General features: G+C 72.4%; 13 protein-coding genes. 10 read left to right on the top strand and 3 right to left on the bottom strand.

The window, feature by feature from the left end:
- Positions 1-17: 17 nt before the first annotated feature.
- The 4 genes from hutU to hutI are packed head-to-tail and all read left to right on the top strand — an operon-like array spanning position 18 to position 5,555.
- Entirely contained in the window at positions 18-1,682 is a 1,665-nt protein-coding gene (hutU, locus tag AC2XR2_RS17605; protein WP_381304036.1) for a urocanate hydratase, read from the top strand.
- Positions 1,683-1,738: 56 nt separating this feature from the next.
- Complete coding sequence (locus AC2XR2_RS17600; RefSeq protein WP_491518462.1) at positions 1,739-2,947, top strand: allantoate amidohydrolase; 1,209 nt, start codon at positions 1,739-1,741, stop codon at positions 2,945-2,947.
- Entirely contained in the window at positions 2,944-4,281 is a 1,338-nt protein-coding gene (locus tag AC2XR2_RS17595; protein WP_491515544.1) for a formimidoylglutamate deiminase, read from the top strand. Before AC2XR2_RS17600 ends, AC2XR2_RS17595 begins: the two co-directional genes overlap by 4 nt.
- Positions 4,278-5,555 (top strand): imidazolonepropionase, encoded by a 1,278-nt coding sequence (gene hutI / locus AC2XR2_RS17590; RefSeq protein ID WP_491515543.1) that lies wholly within the window; start codon positions 4,278-4,280, stop codon positions 5,553-5,555. The genes AC2XR2_RS17595 and hutI overlap by 4 nt, the downstream gene beginning before the upstream one ends.
- Positions 5,556-5,582: 27 nt before the next feature.
- On the opposite strand, the gene AC2XR2_RS17585 is transcribed toward hutI, so the two are convergent.
- Positions 5,583-7,352, bottom strand: a complete 1,770-nt coding sequence (locus AC2XR2_RS17585) for a ricin-type beta-trefoil lectin domain protein (protein WP_491515542.1) — start codon at positions 7,350-7,352, stop codon at positions 5,583-5,585.
- A 167-nt stretch (positions 7,353-7,519) separates the two neighbouring features.
- Complete coding sequence (locus AC2XR2_RS17580) at positions 7,520-8,422, bottom strand: RNA polymerase sigma factor SigF (protein WP_330266478.1); 903 nt, start codon at positions 8,420-8,422, stop codon at positions 7,520-7,522.
- A 250-nt stretch (positions 8,423-8,672) separates the two neighbouring features.
- Between AC2XR2_RS17580 and AC2XR2_RS17575 the strand changes: the two genes are divergently transcribed.
- From AC2XR2_RS17575 to AC2XR2_RS17550, 6 genes are all read left to right on the top strand, one after another.
- On the top strand, positions 8,673-9,053 hold the full coding sequence (locus AC2XR2_RS17575; protein WP_330266479.1) for an STAS domain-containing protein: 381 nt from the start codon (positions 8,673-8,675) through the stop codon (positions 9,051-9,053).
- Positions 9,054-9,276: 223 nt separating this feature from the next.
- Entirely contained in the window at positions 9,277-9,759 is a 483-nt protein-coding gene (locus AC2XR2_RS17570; protein ID WP_330266480.1) for an ATP-binding protein, read from the top strand.
- 386 nt (positions 9,760-10,145) lie between these two features.
- Positions 10,146-10,853, top strand: coding sequence for an LPXTG cell wall anchor domain-containing protein (locus tag AC2XR2_RS17565; protein ID WP_491515541.1), 708 nt, complete (start codon positions 10,146-10,148; stop codon positions 10,851-10,853).
- Positions 10,854-10,944: 91 nt separating this feature from the next.
- Positions 10,945-11,778: a hypothetical protein gene (locus AC2XR2_RS17560; RefSeq protein ID WP_381304049.1), complete on the top strand. Its 834-nt coding sequence runs from the start codon at positions 10,945-10,947 to the stop codon at positions 11,776-11,778.
- Entirely contained in the window at positions 11,775-12,872 is a 1,098-nt protein-coding gene (locus AC2XR2_RS17555) for a hypothetical protein (protein WP_381304051.1), read from the top strand. Before AC2XR2_RS17560 ends, AC2XR2_RS17555 begins: the two co-directional genes overlap by 4 nt.
- Before the next feature lie 2 nt (positions 12,873-12,874).
- The gene (locus tag AC2XR2_RS17550; protein ID WP_491515540.1) at positions 12,875-14,191 is read left to right on the top strand and encodes a hypothetical protein; all 1,317 of its coding nucleotides are present in this window, start codon (positions 12,875-12,877) and stop codon (positions 14,189-14,191) included.
- A gap of 99 nt (positions 14,192-14,290) precedes the next feature.
- On the opposite strand, the gene AC2XR2_RS17545 is transcribed toward AC2XR2_RS17550, so the two are convergent.
- Complete coding sequence (locus AC2XR2_RS17545) at positions 14,291-15,835, bottom strand: peptide MFS transporter (RefSeq protein WP_491515539.1); 1,545 nt, start codon at positions 15,833-15,835, stop codon at positions 14,291-14,293.
- Between the last annotated feature and the right edge of the window lie 161 nt (positions 15,836-15,996).

The raw sequence follows: 15,996 nt of genomic DNA, 5'->3' as shown, positions 1-15,996 counted from the left end.
CCCCCAGGAGGCAGACCATGTCAGGACCCCGCCCCGTCCGAGCGCCGCGCGGTACGGAACTGAGCGCCCTGGGATGGCAGCAGGAAGCCGCCCTGCGGATGCTCCAGAACAACCTCGACCCCGAGGTCGCCGAGCACCCCGACAAGCTCGTCGTCTACGGCGGCACCGGCAAGGCGGCCCGTGACTGGCGCTCCTTCGACGCCATGGTCCGCACCCTGCGCACCCTCAAGCAGGACGAGACCATGCTGGTCCAGTCGGGCCGCCCGGTCGGCGTGATGCAGACCCACGAGTGGGCCCCGCGCGTCCTGATCGCCAACTCCAACCTGGTCGGCGACTGGGCCAACTGGGAGGAGTTCCGCCGCCTGGAGGCCCTCGGCCTGACCATGTACGGCCAGATGACCGCCGGCTCCTGGATCTACATCGGCACCCAGGGCATCCTCCAGGGCACCTACGAGACCTTCGCCGCCGTCGCCGCCAAGAAGTTCGGCGGCACCCTCGCCGGCACGATCACCCTCACCGCCGGCCTCGGCGGGATGGGCGGCGCCCAGCCGCTCGCCGTCACCATGAACGACGGCGTCGCGATCTGCGTCGACTGCGACCCCCGGGCCATCGAACGGCGCATCGAGCACCGCTACCTGGACGTGCGGGCCGACTCCCTGGAGCACGCCCTCCAGCTGGCGGTCGAGGCCCGCGACGCCCGCCGCCCGCTCTCCATCGGCCTCCTCGGCAACGCCGCCGAACTGCTCCCGCGCATGCTCGCCGAGAGCGCGCCCATCGACATCGTCACCGACCAGACCTCGGCGCACGACCCGCTGGCCTACCTGCCGACCGGCATCGCCTTCGAGGACATGGCGGACGCGGCGGCCAAGGACCCGGCGGGCTTCACCACCCGCGCCCGGGAGTCCATGGCGAAGCACGTCGAGGCCATGGTCGGCTTCATGGACGCGGGCGCCGAGGTCTTCGACTACGGCAACTCGATCCGCGGCGAGGCCCAACTCGCCGGTTACGACCGGGCGTTCGACTTCCCCGGCTTCGTCCCCGCCTACATCCGGCCGCTGTTCTGCGAGGGCAAGGGCCCCTTCCGCTGGGCCGCGCTGTCCGGGGAGGCGTCCGACATCGCCAAGACCGACAAGGCGATCCTGGAGCTGTTCCCCGAGAACGAGTCCCTCGCCCGCTGGATCAAGATGGCCGGCGAGCGCGTCCACTTCCAGGGCCTGCCCGCCCGCATCTGCTGGCTCGGCTACGGCGAGCGGGACAAGGCCGGCGAGCGCTTCAACGACATGGTGGCTTCCGGTGAGCTGGCAGCACCGCTGGCGATCGGACGCGACCACCTGGACGCCGGTTCGGTGGCCTCGCCGTACCGCGAGACCGAGGCCATGCTCGACGGGTCCGACGCCATCGCCGACTGGCCGCTGCTGAACGCGATGGTCAACGTGGCCTCCGGCGCCTCCTGGGTCTCCCTGCACCACGGTGGCGGTGTCGGCATGGGCCGCTCGATCCACGCCGGCCAGGTCACGGTCGCCGACGGCACGAAGCTCGGCGGCGAGAAGGTCCGCCGGGTGCTGACCAACGACCCCGGCATGGGCGTCATCCGGCACGTCGACGCGGGCTACGACATCGCCGAGTCCGTCGCCGACGAGCGCGGTGTGCGGGTGCCGATGCGTGAGGGTGACGACGCGTGACGGCAGGCGGCGAGTCGGGAACCGTTCAGGCGCACCGCACCTCCTCCTTCCAGGAGATGTGGAACGAGCTGCTCCCCATCGGCCGGCACCCCGACTCCCACGGCTACCGGCGCTTCGCCTGGACCGGGGCCGACGGTGAGTGCCGGGCCTGGTTCCAGGAGCAGGCCGAGTCGCGCGGGCTGACCTACGAGGTCGACCGGAACGGCAACCAGTGGGCCTGGCTCGGCGACCCCACCGCCGGGGACGCCGTGGTCACCGGCTCGCATCTCGACTCCGTGCCCGACGGCGGCGCCTTCGACGGCCCCCTCGGTGTGGTGTCCTCCTTCGCCGCGCTCGACGAACTCCGCTCCCGGCGGGCCGAGTTCACCAGGCCCCTCGCCGTCGTCAACTTCGGTGACGAGGAGGGCGCCCGCTTCGGGCTCGCCTGCGTCGGCTCCCGGCTCACCGCCGGGCAGCTCACCGTCGAGCAGGCGCACCGGCTCACCGACGGCGAGGGCGTCACCCTCCCGCGGGCCATGGAGGCCGCCGGCTACGACCCCGAGAGCATCGGCGCCGACCCGGAGCGGCTCGCCCGCGTCGGCGCCTTCGTCGAGCTGCACGTCGAGCAGGGGCGGGCACTGGACCTCAGCGGCGACCAGGTCGGCATCGCCAGTGCCATCTGGCCGCACGGGCGCTGGCGGTTCGACTTCCGGGGCGAGGCCAACCACGCCGGCACCACCCGCCTCGTGGACCGGCGCGACCCGATGCTGTCGTACGCCGAGACCGTGCTCGCCGCCCGCCGGGAGGCCGAACTCGCCGGTGCCGTCGCCACCTTCGGCAAGATCTCCGTCGAGCCGAACGGCGTCAACGCCATCCCCTCCCTGGTGCGCGGCTGGCTCGACTCCCGCGCCGCCGACCAGGGGAGCCTGGACCAGGTGGTCGGCGGGATCGAGAAGGCGGCCCGCGCGTACGCGGAGGCGCACGGCATCGACCTCGACGTCGTGCGGGAGTCCTTCACCCCCGTCGTCGAGTTCGACCACGTCCTGCGCGACGAACTCGCCCGCATCCTCGGCAAGGACCGCGACCCGGGCCTGACCGTCCCCGTCCTCGGTACCGGGGCCGGACACGACGCCGGGATCCTCTCCGGGAGCATTCCGACCGCCATGCTGTTCGTGCGCAACCCCACGGGCGTCTCGCACTCCCCGGCGGAGTCCGCCGCCGAGGACGACTGCGTGGCCGGGGTCCTCGCGCTCGCCGACGTACTGGAAGGGCTGGCCTGCCGGTGACACCGAAGACCTACTGGCTGGAGCACGCCTGGCTCGACACCCACGTCGAGCCCGGCGTGGCCATGGACGTACACGACGGCCGCGTCACCGCCGTCCGCACGGACACCGGCACCCCGCCCCCCGGCGCCGAGATCCTGCGCGGACTCACCCTGCCGGGCCTGGCGAACGCCCACTCGCACGCCTTCCACCGGGCCCTGCGCGGCACCGTCCAGGTCGGCTCCGGCACCTTCTGGACCTGGCGCGAGGTGATGTACTCGGTCGCCGACAAGCTGACCCCCGAGACCTACCACGCGCTCGCCCGCGCGGTGTACGCCGAAATGGCGCTGGCCGGGATCACGAGCGTCGGTGAGTTCCACTACGTCCACCACGCCCCCGGCGGCACCCGCTACGCCGACCCCAACGCCATGGGCGAGGCGCTGATCGAGGCCGCCGCCGAAGCCGGAATCCGCATCACCCTCCTCGACACCGCCTATCTTTCCTCCGGCTTCGGACAGCCGCCCACCAGCCACCAGCTCCGCTTCTCGGACGGCAGCGCTGACGCCTGGGCCGAACGCTGTTCACTTCTCAAGGAACGGGATCACGCACGGATCGGGGCCGCGATCCACTCGGTACGGGCGGTGCCCGCCGAGCAGTTGGCGACCGTGGCGGGCTGGGCCGGGGAGCGCGGGGCGCCGCTGCACGTCCATCTCTCCGAGCAGACCGCCGAGAACGAGGCCTGCCACGAGGTCCACGGCTGCACCCCGACCCAGCTCCTCGCCCTGCACGGGGTCCTCGGCCCCCGCACCACCGGCGTCCACAACACCCACCTCACCGCCGAGGACATCTCCCTCCTCGGCGGCAGCGGCACCGGCACCTGTATGTGCCCGACCACCGAGCGGGACCTCGCGGACGGCATCGGCCCGGCCGTCGCCCTCCAGAACGAGGGCTCACCGCTCTCCCTCGGCTCCGACAGCCACGCCGTGATCGACCTCCTGGAAGAGGCCCGCGCGATGGAGCTGAACGAGCGCCTGCGCACCCGCACCCGGGGTCACTGGACGGCGGCGGCCCTCCTGCGGGCGGCCTCCGCCGACGGCCACACGGCCCTCGGCTGGGACGACGCCGGCACCCTGGAGCCGGGCGCACTCGCCGACTTCACCACCATCGCCCTCGACTCGGTCAGGACGGCAGGCCCGCTTCCGCGGCTCGGGGCCGAGACGGCCGTATTCGCCGCGTCGGCGGCAGATGTGACACACACGGTCGTGGGCGGCCGGCACGTGGTGCGGGACGGGGCGCACGCCCTCGTACCGGATGTGCCGAAAGCCCTCGCGGACGCCGTCGCAGCCCTGCGCGGATGAAGCCCGGGAACCCCGACACCGAACCCGCCCCCACCGCCGACCAGGCCACCGAGGACGCCATGAGCAACGCGACGAACGTCAGCCCCGCCCACTCGGCGAGCACCGCGAGCACACTCATCACCAACATCGCCGCCCTGGTCACCAACGACCCCTCCCTCGGTGACGGATCTCCCCTCGGACTGATCCAGCACGCGGCCGTCGCCATCGAGGGCGACCGCGTCGTGTGGACCGGTGATCAAAGCAAAGCACCCGCCACTGACAACCGGGTCGACGCGGGCGGCCGGGCGGTCCTGCCCGGCTTCGTCGACTCCCACAGCCACCTCGTCTTCGCGGGCGACCGCACCCAGGAGTTCAACGCCCGCATGTCCGGCCGGGCCTACAGCGCCGGCGGCATCCGTACGACGGTCGCGGCGACCCGGGCGGCCAGCGACGCGGAACTCGAACAGAACCTCACCCGCTACCTCGCCGAGGCCCTGCGCCAGGGCACCACGACCTTCGAGACCAAGTCCGGCTACGGGCTCACCACCCACGACGAAGCCCGCGCCCTGCGCATCGCCGCCGCGCACACCGAAGAGGTCACCTACCTCGGCGCCCACATCGTCCCGCCGGACCACGCCGACGACCCGGCGGCCTACGTGGCTCTGGTCACCGGCGAGATGCTGGACGCCTGTGCCCCGTACGCCCGTTGGATCGACGTCTTCTGCGAGAAGGGCGCCTTCGACGGCGACCAGGCCCGCGCGATCCTCACGGCGGGCAAGGCGAAGGGCCTGCACCCCCGCATCCACGCCAACCAGCTCTCCTACGGCCCGGGCGTGCAGCTCGCCGTCGAACTGGACGCGGCCAGCGCCGACCACTGCACCCACCTCACCGACGCCGACGTGGACGCCCTGGCGAACAGCCGTACGGTCGCCACGCTGCTGCCCGGCGCGGAGTTCTCCACCCGCGCCGAGTGGCCGGACGCCCGCCGCCTCCTGGACGCCGGCGCCACCGTGGCCCTGTCCACCGACTGCAACCCGGGCTCCTCGTACACGTCCTCCGTCCCCTTCTGCGTCGCCCTCGCGGTCCGCGACATGGGGATGACCCCGGACGAGGCGGTCTGGTCGGCCACGGCGGGCGGGGCGGCGGCCCTGCGCCGCGAGGACATCGGCCGCCTCACCCCGGGCGCCCGCGCCGACCTGACCCTCCTGGACGCCCCCAGCCATGTGCACCTGGCGTACCGGCCGGGGGTGCCGCTGGTGAGCGGGGTGTGGCGGCGGGGCGTACGCGTGGTCTGACGGCGTCGGCCGCCCCCTGCGACACGCCTACGACGCCCCCGCCCGCCACCGCTGCTCCGCACCCCCCGTCAGCGGCTCCAGCGTCAGCCCGCCGCCGCCCCCCGGCGTCACCGCCGTCGCGATGGCGATCGCCGGGCGGATCACCCCGTCGGGGTCGACCGTGAAGCGGAGGTTGTCGCCGTTGTCGCCCTCGACCGAGTCGCAGGACCAGATGCCGAGGCCCTTGTCGACGTCGCCGCGGCTGTCCAGGCAGAAGTCGGGGTCGGCGGCGGACCGGACGACACCGCGGCCCGCGTCGACGCTCCAGCGCTGGGAGGCGGCCGAGGTGCAGGGGGCGGCGACGACGTCCGTGCCGTTGTCGAAGTCACCGGAGACATCCAGGCAGCGGGCCGTGGAGAGGTTCACCACCTGGGCGTAGGAGCCGCCGGGCGCGCGGAACGGGGGCGGGCTCGTCCTGCGGGGCGGGGGCGGGCTCTTCGACACGGAGGGGGAGGGCGACGGCGGTCTGCTCGTGGCGGACAGGGACGGGGAGGGAGAGAGGGACGGGCCGGAGGACGGTGAGACCGTCGTCGTCACCGTCACCTGGGGCGGGTCCGGCAGCGCGGTGCCTCCCGTGTCGGAGGCCGAGTCGCCGCCCTGAGACACCAGGAACAGCAGCAGGGGCGCCAGCGCCACGCCGAGGGCCGCCGAGGCCAGCACGAGCCGCCGCGGCCGCGCCCGGATCCCGAGCGGCCCGCGAGACACCGCCCGCCGCCCGGGCCCGACCGCACCCGAGCCGTGCCCCGCCCGCACGCCACGCGAACCCTGCCCCGCCCCCACCGCGCGCGAGCCGCGCCCCGCCCCCGGGTCTCCACCGGCCCTGCGCCCGCCCGCACGACGCCCCGGGCCCGACCCGCCGAAGCCACGCCCGGTCCCGTCCGCGTCAACCGCCGCCCCCGGTTCACCCGACCCGTCACCGAATCCGGGCTCCTCGTCGCCGTCGTCCCGTCCCCCTCCCGGGACCGCCGCCACATACCCGACCCCGCCCCACGGCAGCAGCCCCTCCGCCAGGGTCGCCCGCGGAGCGTCCCGGAGGGCGCACTGTTCCTCGTACGCCGTCGTGCAGTGCGGGCAGTGCGCCATGTGGGTGTGCAGGTCGGTGCTGGCGCGGGGGGTGTCCGGGCGTACCGACTCCTCGATGAGGCGGCGGAAGTCCGTGCAGCGCGGGTCGTCCGAGGCGGCGAGGCGCAGCCGCAGGCAGGCCTGGGCCAGGGCGTGCAGGGCGCCCTCGGTGCCGTAGACGACATCCGTGCGGGTCAGGCCCAGGTAGTCGGCGGTGCGGGACTCCGGTTCGGCCTCCACCAGGGCGTACCAGACCAGGCCCTGGGCGCGGGCCGGCAGGGTGTCGAAGGCGGCGAGCAGGGGAGGCACGGGGCCCTCGGGCGCCCCCGTGGTCAGGAGCAGCAGGACGCTCGGGTCCAGGCCGGCCGACCGCTCGTCCCGCGCCCACGCGGCCGCCGAACGGGCCGTCAGCAGCAGGAGCCGGTGGCGCCAGGGGCCGCCGGGGTCGACCCCGCGGGCCGTCTCCCGGGCCGCGAGGGTGAAGGCCTGGGCGGCCAGCTGCCGGGCCGCGCTCTCGCCGGCCGTGCACAGGCGGGCGTAGGCCAGGACCGCGGACCGGTGGCGGGCGCGCAGCTCCAGCAGGGCCGCGTACGCCGTGGCCGTGTCGGCGCGCAGCAACTCGGTGAGCCGGGCGTCGGACGCGCCGCTGTGATCCCCGGCGCGCACACCGTCCCCCGCCCCGTCGGCACGCGCCATTGCGCACCCTCCTCCTGACGTACCGGCCAGTCTGTGAGCGACCATAGTGAGGGAAGTGGACCCTTGGGGAAAGGGTTTCTCCGAGTAACCGTGGGTCGTCCAAAACGCACGGTGCCCGGTGTCCCACCGGACACCGGGCACACGCGCAGGTCAGTGATGCCGACGCGTCACTCCTCGACGGTCAGGCCCTTGCGAAGCTTCACCAGGGTCCGCGACAGCAGCCGGGAGACGTGCATCTGGGAGATCCCGAGTTCCTCGCCGATCTCCGACTGGGTCATGCCCGCGACGAAGCGCAGCGAGAGGATCGTGCGGTCCCGGGACGGCAGTTCGGCGATCAGCGGCTTCAGGGACTCGACGTACTCGATGCCCTCGATCCCGTGGTCCTCGTAGCCGATCCGGTCGGCCAGCGCGCCCTCGGAGTCGTCCTCCTCGGGCTGGGCGTCCAGGGAGGAGGCGGTGTAGGCGTTGGACGCGGCCATGCCTTCCACGACCTCGTCCCTCGACAGTCCGAGGCGCTCGGCGAGCTCGGCCACGGTGGGGGCGCGGTCGAGCTGCTGGGCCAGTTCGTCGCCGGCCTTGGCGAGGTCGAGCCGGAGTTCCTGCAGGCGCCGCGGCACCCGCACCGACCAGGACGTGTCCCGGAAGAAGCGCTTGATCTCGCCCACGATGGTTGGCATCGCGAAAGTGGGGAACTCCACTCCGCGACTCAGTTCGAAGCGGTCGATCGCCTTGATCAGGCCGATGGTGCCGACCTGGATGATGTCCTCCATCGGCTCACTGCGGGAGCGGAACCGGGAGGCGGCGAACTTGACCAGGGCGAGGTTCAGTTCGACGAGCGTGTTGCGGACGTACGAATACTCGTGCGTGCCCTCCTCCAGCGACTCCAGCCGCGCGAAGAGGGTCTTGGAGAGGGCTCGCGCATCCACGGCTCCCACCTCTTCGAAGGGCGGGATCTCCGGAAGCCCGGCGAGCACATCGCCTTCGCTGTCCTGCTCGATGGGATTCAGATGTTCCGGGGGGGATGTCGACGTCGCCTGATGGGTATGCGAGGCGTCGAGCCGGGGTGACATGATGTCCTCCATCGTTCTCGGCATATGGCTGCCGAAGCCAGTTCGTGCACTGCGGTGTGCGGCGCCTCCAAAGCCGGCCGTGTCGAGTTCGTGTCTCTACTAGCCCTACCCGGTTTCCCGACACGACCGCAAGTGTGTTCTGTGCGGTTATGTCCGTTTGTGGGTGATTGTTCGGGTGTCGGAGGGTGTGGAGAAGGCGTAGTGTTCGAGGGCGTCATCAGCAGCCACGACGTCGGGAGAGAGAGACGGCATGGACCGCGGGACGGTCGGCAGCGCACAGTCTGGCCGGCTTCTGGTTGAGGTGCGGCAAGAGGGCTCCAGTGCCGTCGTGACTCCAGCAGGTGAGTTGGATCACCACACGGCCGATTTGTTGCGTGAGCCACTCGAGGAGTGCCTCGCCAAGGGAAAGAGCCGGCTGGTCGTCGACTGCACACGGCTGGAGTTCTGTGACTCCACCGGACTGAATGTGCTGCTGGGGGCACGGCTGAAGGCCGAGGCGGCGGGGGGTGGCGTACATCTTGCGGGCATGCTGCCGGTCGTGGCGCGGGTCTTCGAGATCACGGGGGCCGATGCGGTCTTCGCCGTGCACGACACGCTGGACGAGGCCCTGGCCGACGAGACCGACGACTGAGACGCGCGCCGGGTGGTGGCCTGTGGGCCCCCGCTCGTACCCGTTCGTCCCGGCCGACCGGCACTCATCGGGTGTCACACCGCGCGTGCCGGACATACGTCCCGAATAGAGGGGTGTTCCACCGGTCCGCTCGGGCAGGAGACATCCGTACTGACTGTTCGGTGAGCGACCATGCAGTGACGTTTTGAATCGTGAACCGGTGAATCGGTGAGGTGAAGCGCTGATGAGCACCACCCGGCCCTACCCGCCGGGCGACCGTGACCCGGAGCCCGACGCTTCCGCCGAGGTGCCGGAAGGGCAGCAGATCCGTCGGCTGAGCTTCGACGGTGCGAGTGCCGTCGTTCCGCTCGCGCGCGACTTCACCCGGGAGGCGTTGTACGCGTGGGGCTGGCTGCCGGCCGCGACGGCGGACCAGCGGGCCGCCGCGGAGGACGTCCTGCTCGTGGTGTCCGAGCTGGTGACCAACGCGTGCCTGCACGCCGAGGGGCCGGACCGGTTGTGGATCTCCTGCGACCGCAAGGTCATCCGGGTCGAGGTCTCCGACAAGGGCGCGGGCCAGCCGGCCCCCCGCTCCCCGCACCGGGCCGGACGGCCCGGGGGCCACGGGATGTTCATCGTGCAGCGCCTCTGCCTCGACTGGGGAGTCGTACGCAGCCCGGGCGAGGCCGGCAAGACGGTCTGGGCGGAGCTGGGCGCCCCGGCCTGACCCCGGCGTGCCCCGACCCCGCACCAGCCTGACCCATGCGCGGTCGGTGCCGTCGCGCCTGCCGCAGCTCACCTGTCCTCAACGCTCACCCCACCCCGACGGCCGCGACACGAACCACAGGGCCACCGTCACCGCCTCACCGGACCTGCCGGCCCGGTCGCCGCGCAGCTTTCGGCCGCTCGGCCCACCCGGCCTTCCCGCAGCCGGGCTCTCACCCGCCCGGCACCACCCCGCCCGGCACCCACCCCGCCCGGGCCCCTCTCCCCGCCCCCCATACCGTCCCCCACAGTTCCGACACTTCCTTTCTCTTCCTTCCTCCGGTGGCCCGGCGTACCTTGACGGCCGATCTGATGTGCCGTCAGGAAACGAGTAAGGGGAGCGGAACCGTGTCGTACCCGAAACGAACCGCCGCGCTCGCGTCCGTCGCGGCTCTGGCCGGCTCGGCGGTGCTGATGACCGCCCCCGCTGCCCGTGCCGAGGTCGTGAACGTCAACTACCAGTGCAAGACGCCGATCGGCGACAAGAGCGCCGTCTCGCCCATCGACATCAAGGGCGTCAAGAGCGGCGGCGGATACAAGATCACCATGTCCTGGCAGAAGGGCGTCTCCTCCAGCCCGGTCGACCTCGGCAAGGGCGCGATGAACCCGAGCGCCACCATCAGGCTCGGCGGCGCGGACAGCGGCACGTTGAACGTGACGGGCCCGGCCAACCAGGCCGTCGTCCCCGCCAACACGCCCATCAAGATCAACGACCTGACCGGGACGTACACCCCGAAGAAGTCCGGCAAGGTCACCTTCACCGCGGGCGTCCTCACCATCAAGGCGCTCGGTACGACCACCACCTGCACGCCGACCAACAGCCCCGGCGCCTCGCTCACCCTGGACGTCACCGCCGCCTCCGGCTCCACCGGCGGTACCGGCTCCTCCGACGGCGGCACCCAGAGCGACAGCGGCACCGGCGCAGCCCTCCCGCAGACCGGCCCCGAGGACTCCGCGATCGCCCTCGGCACGCTCGGCGGCACCGTGCTGCTCGCGGGCGCGGCGGGCGCGTTGTGGCTCACCCGGCGCAACCAGGCGGCCCGCGCACCCCGCTGACCCCGCCACGCGGCCGCCCCGGGGGCATCGCCCCCGGCCACCGCCTCCCGACGAGGCGCCGCGCGCCGCCCCTCCCTCGCTGGAGCCGCCCATGCCGTCGCCCGCCGCCCGGGTCCTGCCCCTGGCCCTCTCCCTGCCCCTGCTGGTCCTGCTGGGACCCGCCCCCGCGGCCCGCGCCGCCGACGGATGGTCCCTCGCGCCCGCCGGGGGCGGCCGGCCCGCCTGCTACGCCGAGGGCGCGCCCGGGACGGCCGTCCAGGACACGGTGTCCGTGACCAACCGGGGCAGCCGGCCGGTCACCGTGCGGCTGTCCGGCGCCACCTTCGCGCGCGCCTCCGTCCGGGTCCCGCCCCGCACCCGCGCCGACGTCCCCTTCACGGTGACCGTCCCGGACCGCGACCGCAGCACCCGGATCGTCGCGCGGGACGACACCGGCGGCACCCGGAGCGTCCCGCTCCACCTCCGCTCGACCGCGCCCGAACTGACCGCGCTGACCGTCGAGCACGTCTCGGTCCACGCCGACCGCATCACCTACGACCTCGTCAACCGCGGTACGACCCCGCTCACCCCGCGGGTCGCCGTGCGCGCCGACGGCGTCCTCGGCACCCTCCTCGACCGCGCCCCCCGCACCCTGCCCGTCCGGCTCCCGCCCGGTGAACGCCTGAAGCTCACCGAGCCGTGGCCGGACCCGCCCGCCCTGGACGCGGTCGACGTCCGGCTCACGGTGACCGCGGCCGGCGGTGCCCACGACACGGCCGGGGCCTCCGCACGGTTCGTCCCCTGGAACGGGGTCGCGGGGACCGCGGCGGCGCTGGCGGCCGGGGGCGCCTGCCTCGTCGTACGGCATCGAAGGCGTCGTACGACCGACCGCGCGCCCTCCGAAGTCCCGCGCGGGGAAGCCGAGTTGACGGGAGCGACGACGTGAACCGGAAGCTTCGGGCCGCGGTCCTCGTGGCGGTGCTCGCGCTGCTGCTCGCGCCCCTCGCCGGAACCGGGAGCGGGACCGCGGCCGCCGCCGACCGGCCGAGTGTGAAGCTGTCCAAGTCCCAGGCGGGGACCGGGGGTTCGATCACCGTGAGCGGCAGCGGCTGGCGGGAGCGGACGCTGCTGATGATCCTGATCTGCGGACAGGCCGTGCCCTCGCGCGGTGTGCCCGGGGGCACCAACTCCTGTGCCAACGCGGACGGCCGGGCCGTCACCACCGACGCGAAGGGCGGCTTCAGCAGGAAACTGCCCGTCTCCGAGCCGCCGGTGCCCTGCCCCTGCGTGGTGCACGTGGCCACCGTGACCGGCGCCAAGGCCGAGGCCGACGCGATCTTCCAGGTGGCCGGGCACGCCGTGGAGCCGCTGCCCGCGGACACCTCCGGCGGGCGGCTGTCCGTCCTCACCGACACCGGCCTGGACGGCTCCAGTGGTCTGCTCACCTGGTTCGGGGCACCCCCCGCCCGCACCCTCGTCTTCACCGTCGGCAACGTCGGCACCTCCGACGTCAGGAACCCCGTCTTCCAAGTCGGCACCTCCCACGGCGTGTTCGCCCCGCAGTGGGACGAACAGCAGTGGCGCGGCACGATCAGGCCCGGCGGCAAGGCACGGATCGAACTGCCCGTCGAGCTCTCGGGCGGCGCGCACGGCGACTACACCGTGTCCCTGAAGTACGGCGGCAAGGTGCTCGCCGAACAGCCCTGGGGCGTGGGCCGGCCCTGGGGAGTGACGCTGTTCTGGATCCTGGTCTGCCTGGTCGTGCCGGCGGCGCTGTTCCGCATCGGCATGGCCGTCGTGGACCGGCTGCGGCCGCGGCCCGCCGGGGGGATCCGGCACCGCGGTCTGCGTCTGCCCGAACTCGCCCTGCGCCTGCCGGGGTTCAAGCCCTCCACGGCCGCGCACGCGGCGCCCCCCGCTTCCACCCTGCCGTGGTTCACCCCGGACGCCGATCCGGGCACGGCCGGTGGTCGGCTCTCCGCACCGCACGACGACAGCCCGACGAGTCCCACGACTCCCACCAGAGAGGGATCCACGTGAGCATGCGAAGGAGAGTCCCACCGGCCGGCGGGCCGAGAAGAGCGGGCGCGGCCGGAGCGGCCCTCGCGCTGGTCGGGGCGGGCGTGGTGCTCGGCCTGGCCGCCGGGCCGGCCCAGGCCGCGGAGGTGTCGTTCGCGACCCGCTGTGTGCCGCCCGCGGGCATCGGACTCGACCCCGTCGAGGGCACCACCAAGGTCGAGATCACCGCACCGGCCACGGCGAAGGTCGGCGACGAGATCGACGTGGTGTGGAAGTTCACCCAGGCCGCGTCGAAGAACCCGAACATCATCGACCTGCCCGCGAACTCGGTCCAGCCGACCGGCACGCTGAAGGCGGCCGGTGCGCAGAGCGCCGACATCGCGATGACCGGGCCGCGCGAGAACCCCGCCATCCCCAAGGGCGGCGACATGGTGCTGTCCGACATGAAGGGCACCCTGAAGCTGACGGCGGCCGGGGAGCTCACGCTGACACCGGGCGCGTACACGGTGAACGCGATGGGCACGAACACGGTGTGCACGCCGACGGCGACCGTGCCGACGGCGGCGACGCTGACCGTGGCGGCGGGCGACGGGACCTCGACGCCCACCCCGGACCCGACGGACACCGGCACCCCGACCCCGACGCCCACCGACACCGGGAGCCCGGATCCCAGCCCCACGCCCAGCGACACGGAGTCCTCGGACGACGGCCAGACCGACTTCACCGGCAAGGCGGTCGCCATCCCCTACACCTGCCAGTCACCCCTCGGCGAGAAGAAGGCGACCTCCGAGATCCAGATCAACGCCAAGAAGGACGGCGGCAGTTACGGCATCACCGTGCAGTTCAAGAACTCCCCGATGGACAGCCCGGCCGACATCCCCGCGGACTCCGTGAAGCCCTCCATGGAGGTCACCCTCGGCGGCGCCGACACCGGCTCGGTCCATGTCGAGGGGCCCACCAACTCCGCGCCCATCAAGTCCGGCGACCCGATCGAGATCCCCGACATGACGGGCACGTACAAGCCGGGGGCGACGGGGGAGTCGACGCTGTCGCCAGGTGTCCTGACGATCAAGGCCCTGGGTACGACGACCACCTGCAAGCCGGACAAGACGGAGGCGTCCCTCACCCTCACCACGGAGGAACAGGAGGGCGGCGCCTCGGGCGGCACGTCAGGCACGTCAGGCTCCTCGGGCACCGGCGGCTCCTCGACGAGCGGCGGCCTCGCGGCGACGGGCGCCGACGACCACGCGGCCCTGAAGGCACTGGGCCTGGTGGCGGGCACGGCGGTACTGCTGGGCGGCGCGGTGTTCACGTTCATGCCTGGAAGGAGGGCACGGTAGCCCACCTCAGGGGCGCGGGGAACCGCGCACGGTACGTGAAACCGACGGGGCCGCCGCAATCCACCTGGATCGCAACGGCCCCGTCTTTCCACGCCAACGCTAACGAACATCCCCCATGAGGGACTTCACCTTGCGCCGGTACATCCACACGGCCAACCCGGCGAGAGCCGCGAGCGCCGCCTCACCGAACACGGCCGCCGTCCCGCTGAGATCGACCCCGGCGATCGCCGGGTTGGACAGCAGGCTGGTGATCGAGTCGCCCGCGGTCACCGCGAGGAACCAGACACCCATCATCTGCGAGGCGTACTTCGCGGGAGCCATCTTCGTGGTCACCGACAGACCCACCGGGGACAGGCACAGCTCACCCACGGTCTGGATGAAGTAGATGCCGACCAGCCACATCGGGCTGACCGCGGTGCCGTTCGCCGCCATGGCGATCGGGATGAGGAAGAAGAAGAACGAGACACCGATCAGGACCAGGCCCATCGAGAACTTCACGATGGTGCTGGGCTCCTTGCCCTTGCGGTTCAGCCACACCCACAGCCAGGCGAAGACCGGGGCCAGCGCCATGATGAACAGCGGGTTCAGCGACTGGTACCAGGAGGTCGGGAAGTCGAAGCCGAGCAGCGAGCCCGCGGTCTTCTGGTCGTTCGAGCCGAACGCCTGGACGGTGGACGCGCCCTGGTCGTAGATCATCCAGAACACGGCGGCCGCGACGAAGAACCAGATGTAGCCGGACATCTTCGACTGCTCGCCGGCCGTCAGCTCCTTGTCCCGCTTGATGCGCAGCAGCACACCCGCGGGGACGACCAGACCGATGACGGTGAGCGGGATCATCGCCCAGTTCAGCGTGAAGTGGCCGGTGAAGCCGACGACGCCGTAGAACACGGTCGCGGCGATCACCCAGAACAGGCCCTTGCGCAGCCAGGCCGCGCGCTCCTCGGCCGCCAGCGGCTTGGGGACGACGCTGCTCTGCGGGCTCAGGCTGCGGGTGCCGATCAGGAACGCGGCCAGACCGACCGCCATGCCGACCGCGGCCATGCCGAAGCCGAGGTGCCAGCTGACCTCCTGGCCGACGGTGCCGATGGCCAGCGGGGCGAAGAAGGCACCGGCGTTGATGCCCATGTAGAAGATCGTGAAGCCGCCGTCGCGGCGCGGGTCGTCCGGGCCGTCGTAGAGGTGGCCGACCATCGTGGAGATGTTGGCCTTGAGGAGGCCGGAACCGGCCGCGACCAGCGCCAGGCCCGCGAAGAACGGCGCCTGGCCGCCGGGCAGCGCCAGCGTGATGTGACCGGCCATGATCGTGACGGCCGCGATGGCCACCGTCTTGCGGGGGCCCCAGACGCGGTCGCCGAGCCAGCCGCCGGGCATGGCGAGCAGGTAGACCATCGCCGAGTAGACGGAGACGATCACGGTGGTGGTCGCCACGTCCATCGCGAGGCCGCCGCCCATGCTGCCCTTGCCGGCGTCGGGGCCGCCGGAGAGCAGGTAGACGGTGAGCAGGGCCTTCATGCCGTAGTAGGAGAACCTCTCCCACATCTCGGTCAAGAAGAGTGTGGCCAGTCCGCGGGGGTGGCCGAAGAAGGCTTTGTCGGAACCGGGGGTGCCCGGTGTCACCGAGTCCTTCGTCAGGCTGGACGCCATGGTCGTTCCTTGCTGGTGGGGGTTACCGCACACAAAAGAGACCTTTGGCGACAGATGCGCGCCAAAGGTCCCCACGTTGCGACAGGCTTCGAGTCACCATACGGCAGGACAGTGCCGGAAATGGAAGGACTTGAGAGCTGAATCACAGGTGACAATGGAAC

Source organism: Streptomyces sp. LS-MS-L19 (assembly GCF_058382285.1).
Note: the sequence above shows the minus strand (reverse complement) of the source record. Positions and strands in the feature narration are given on the sequence as shown.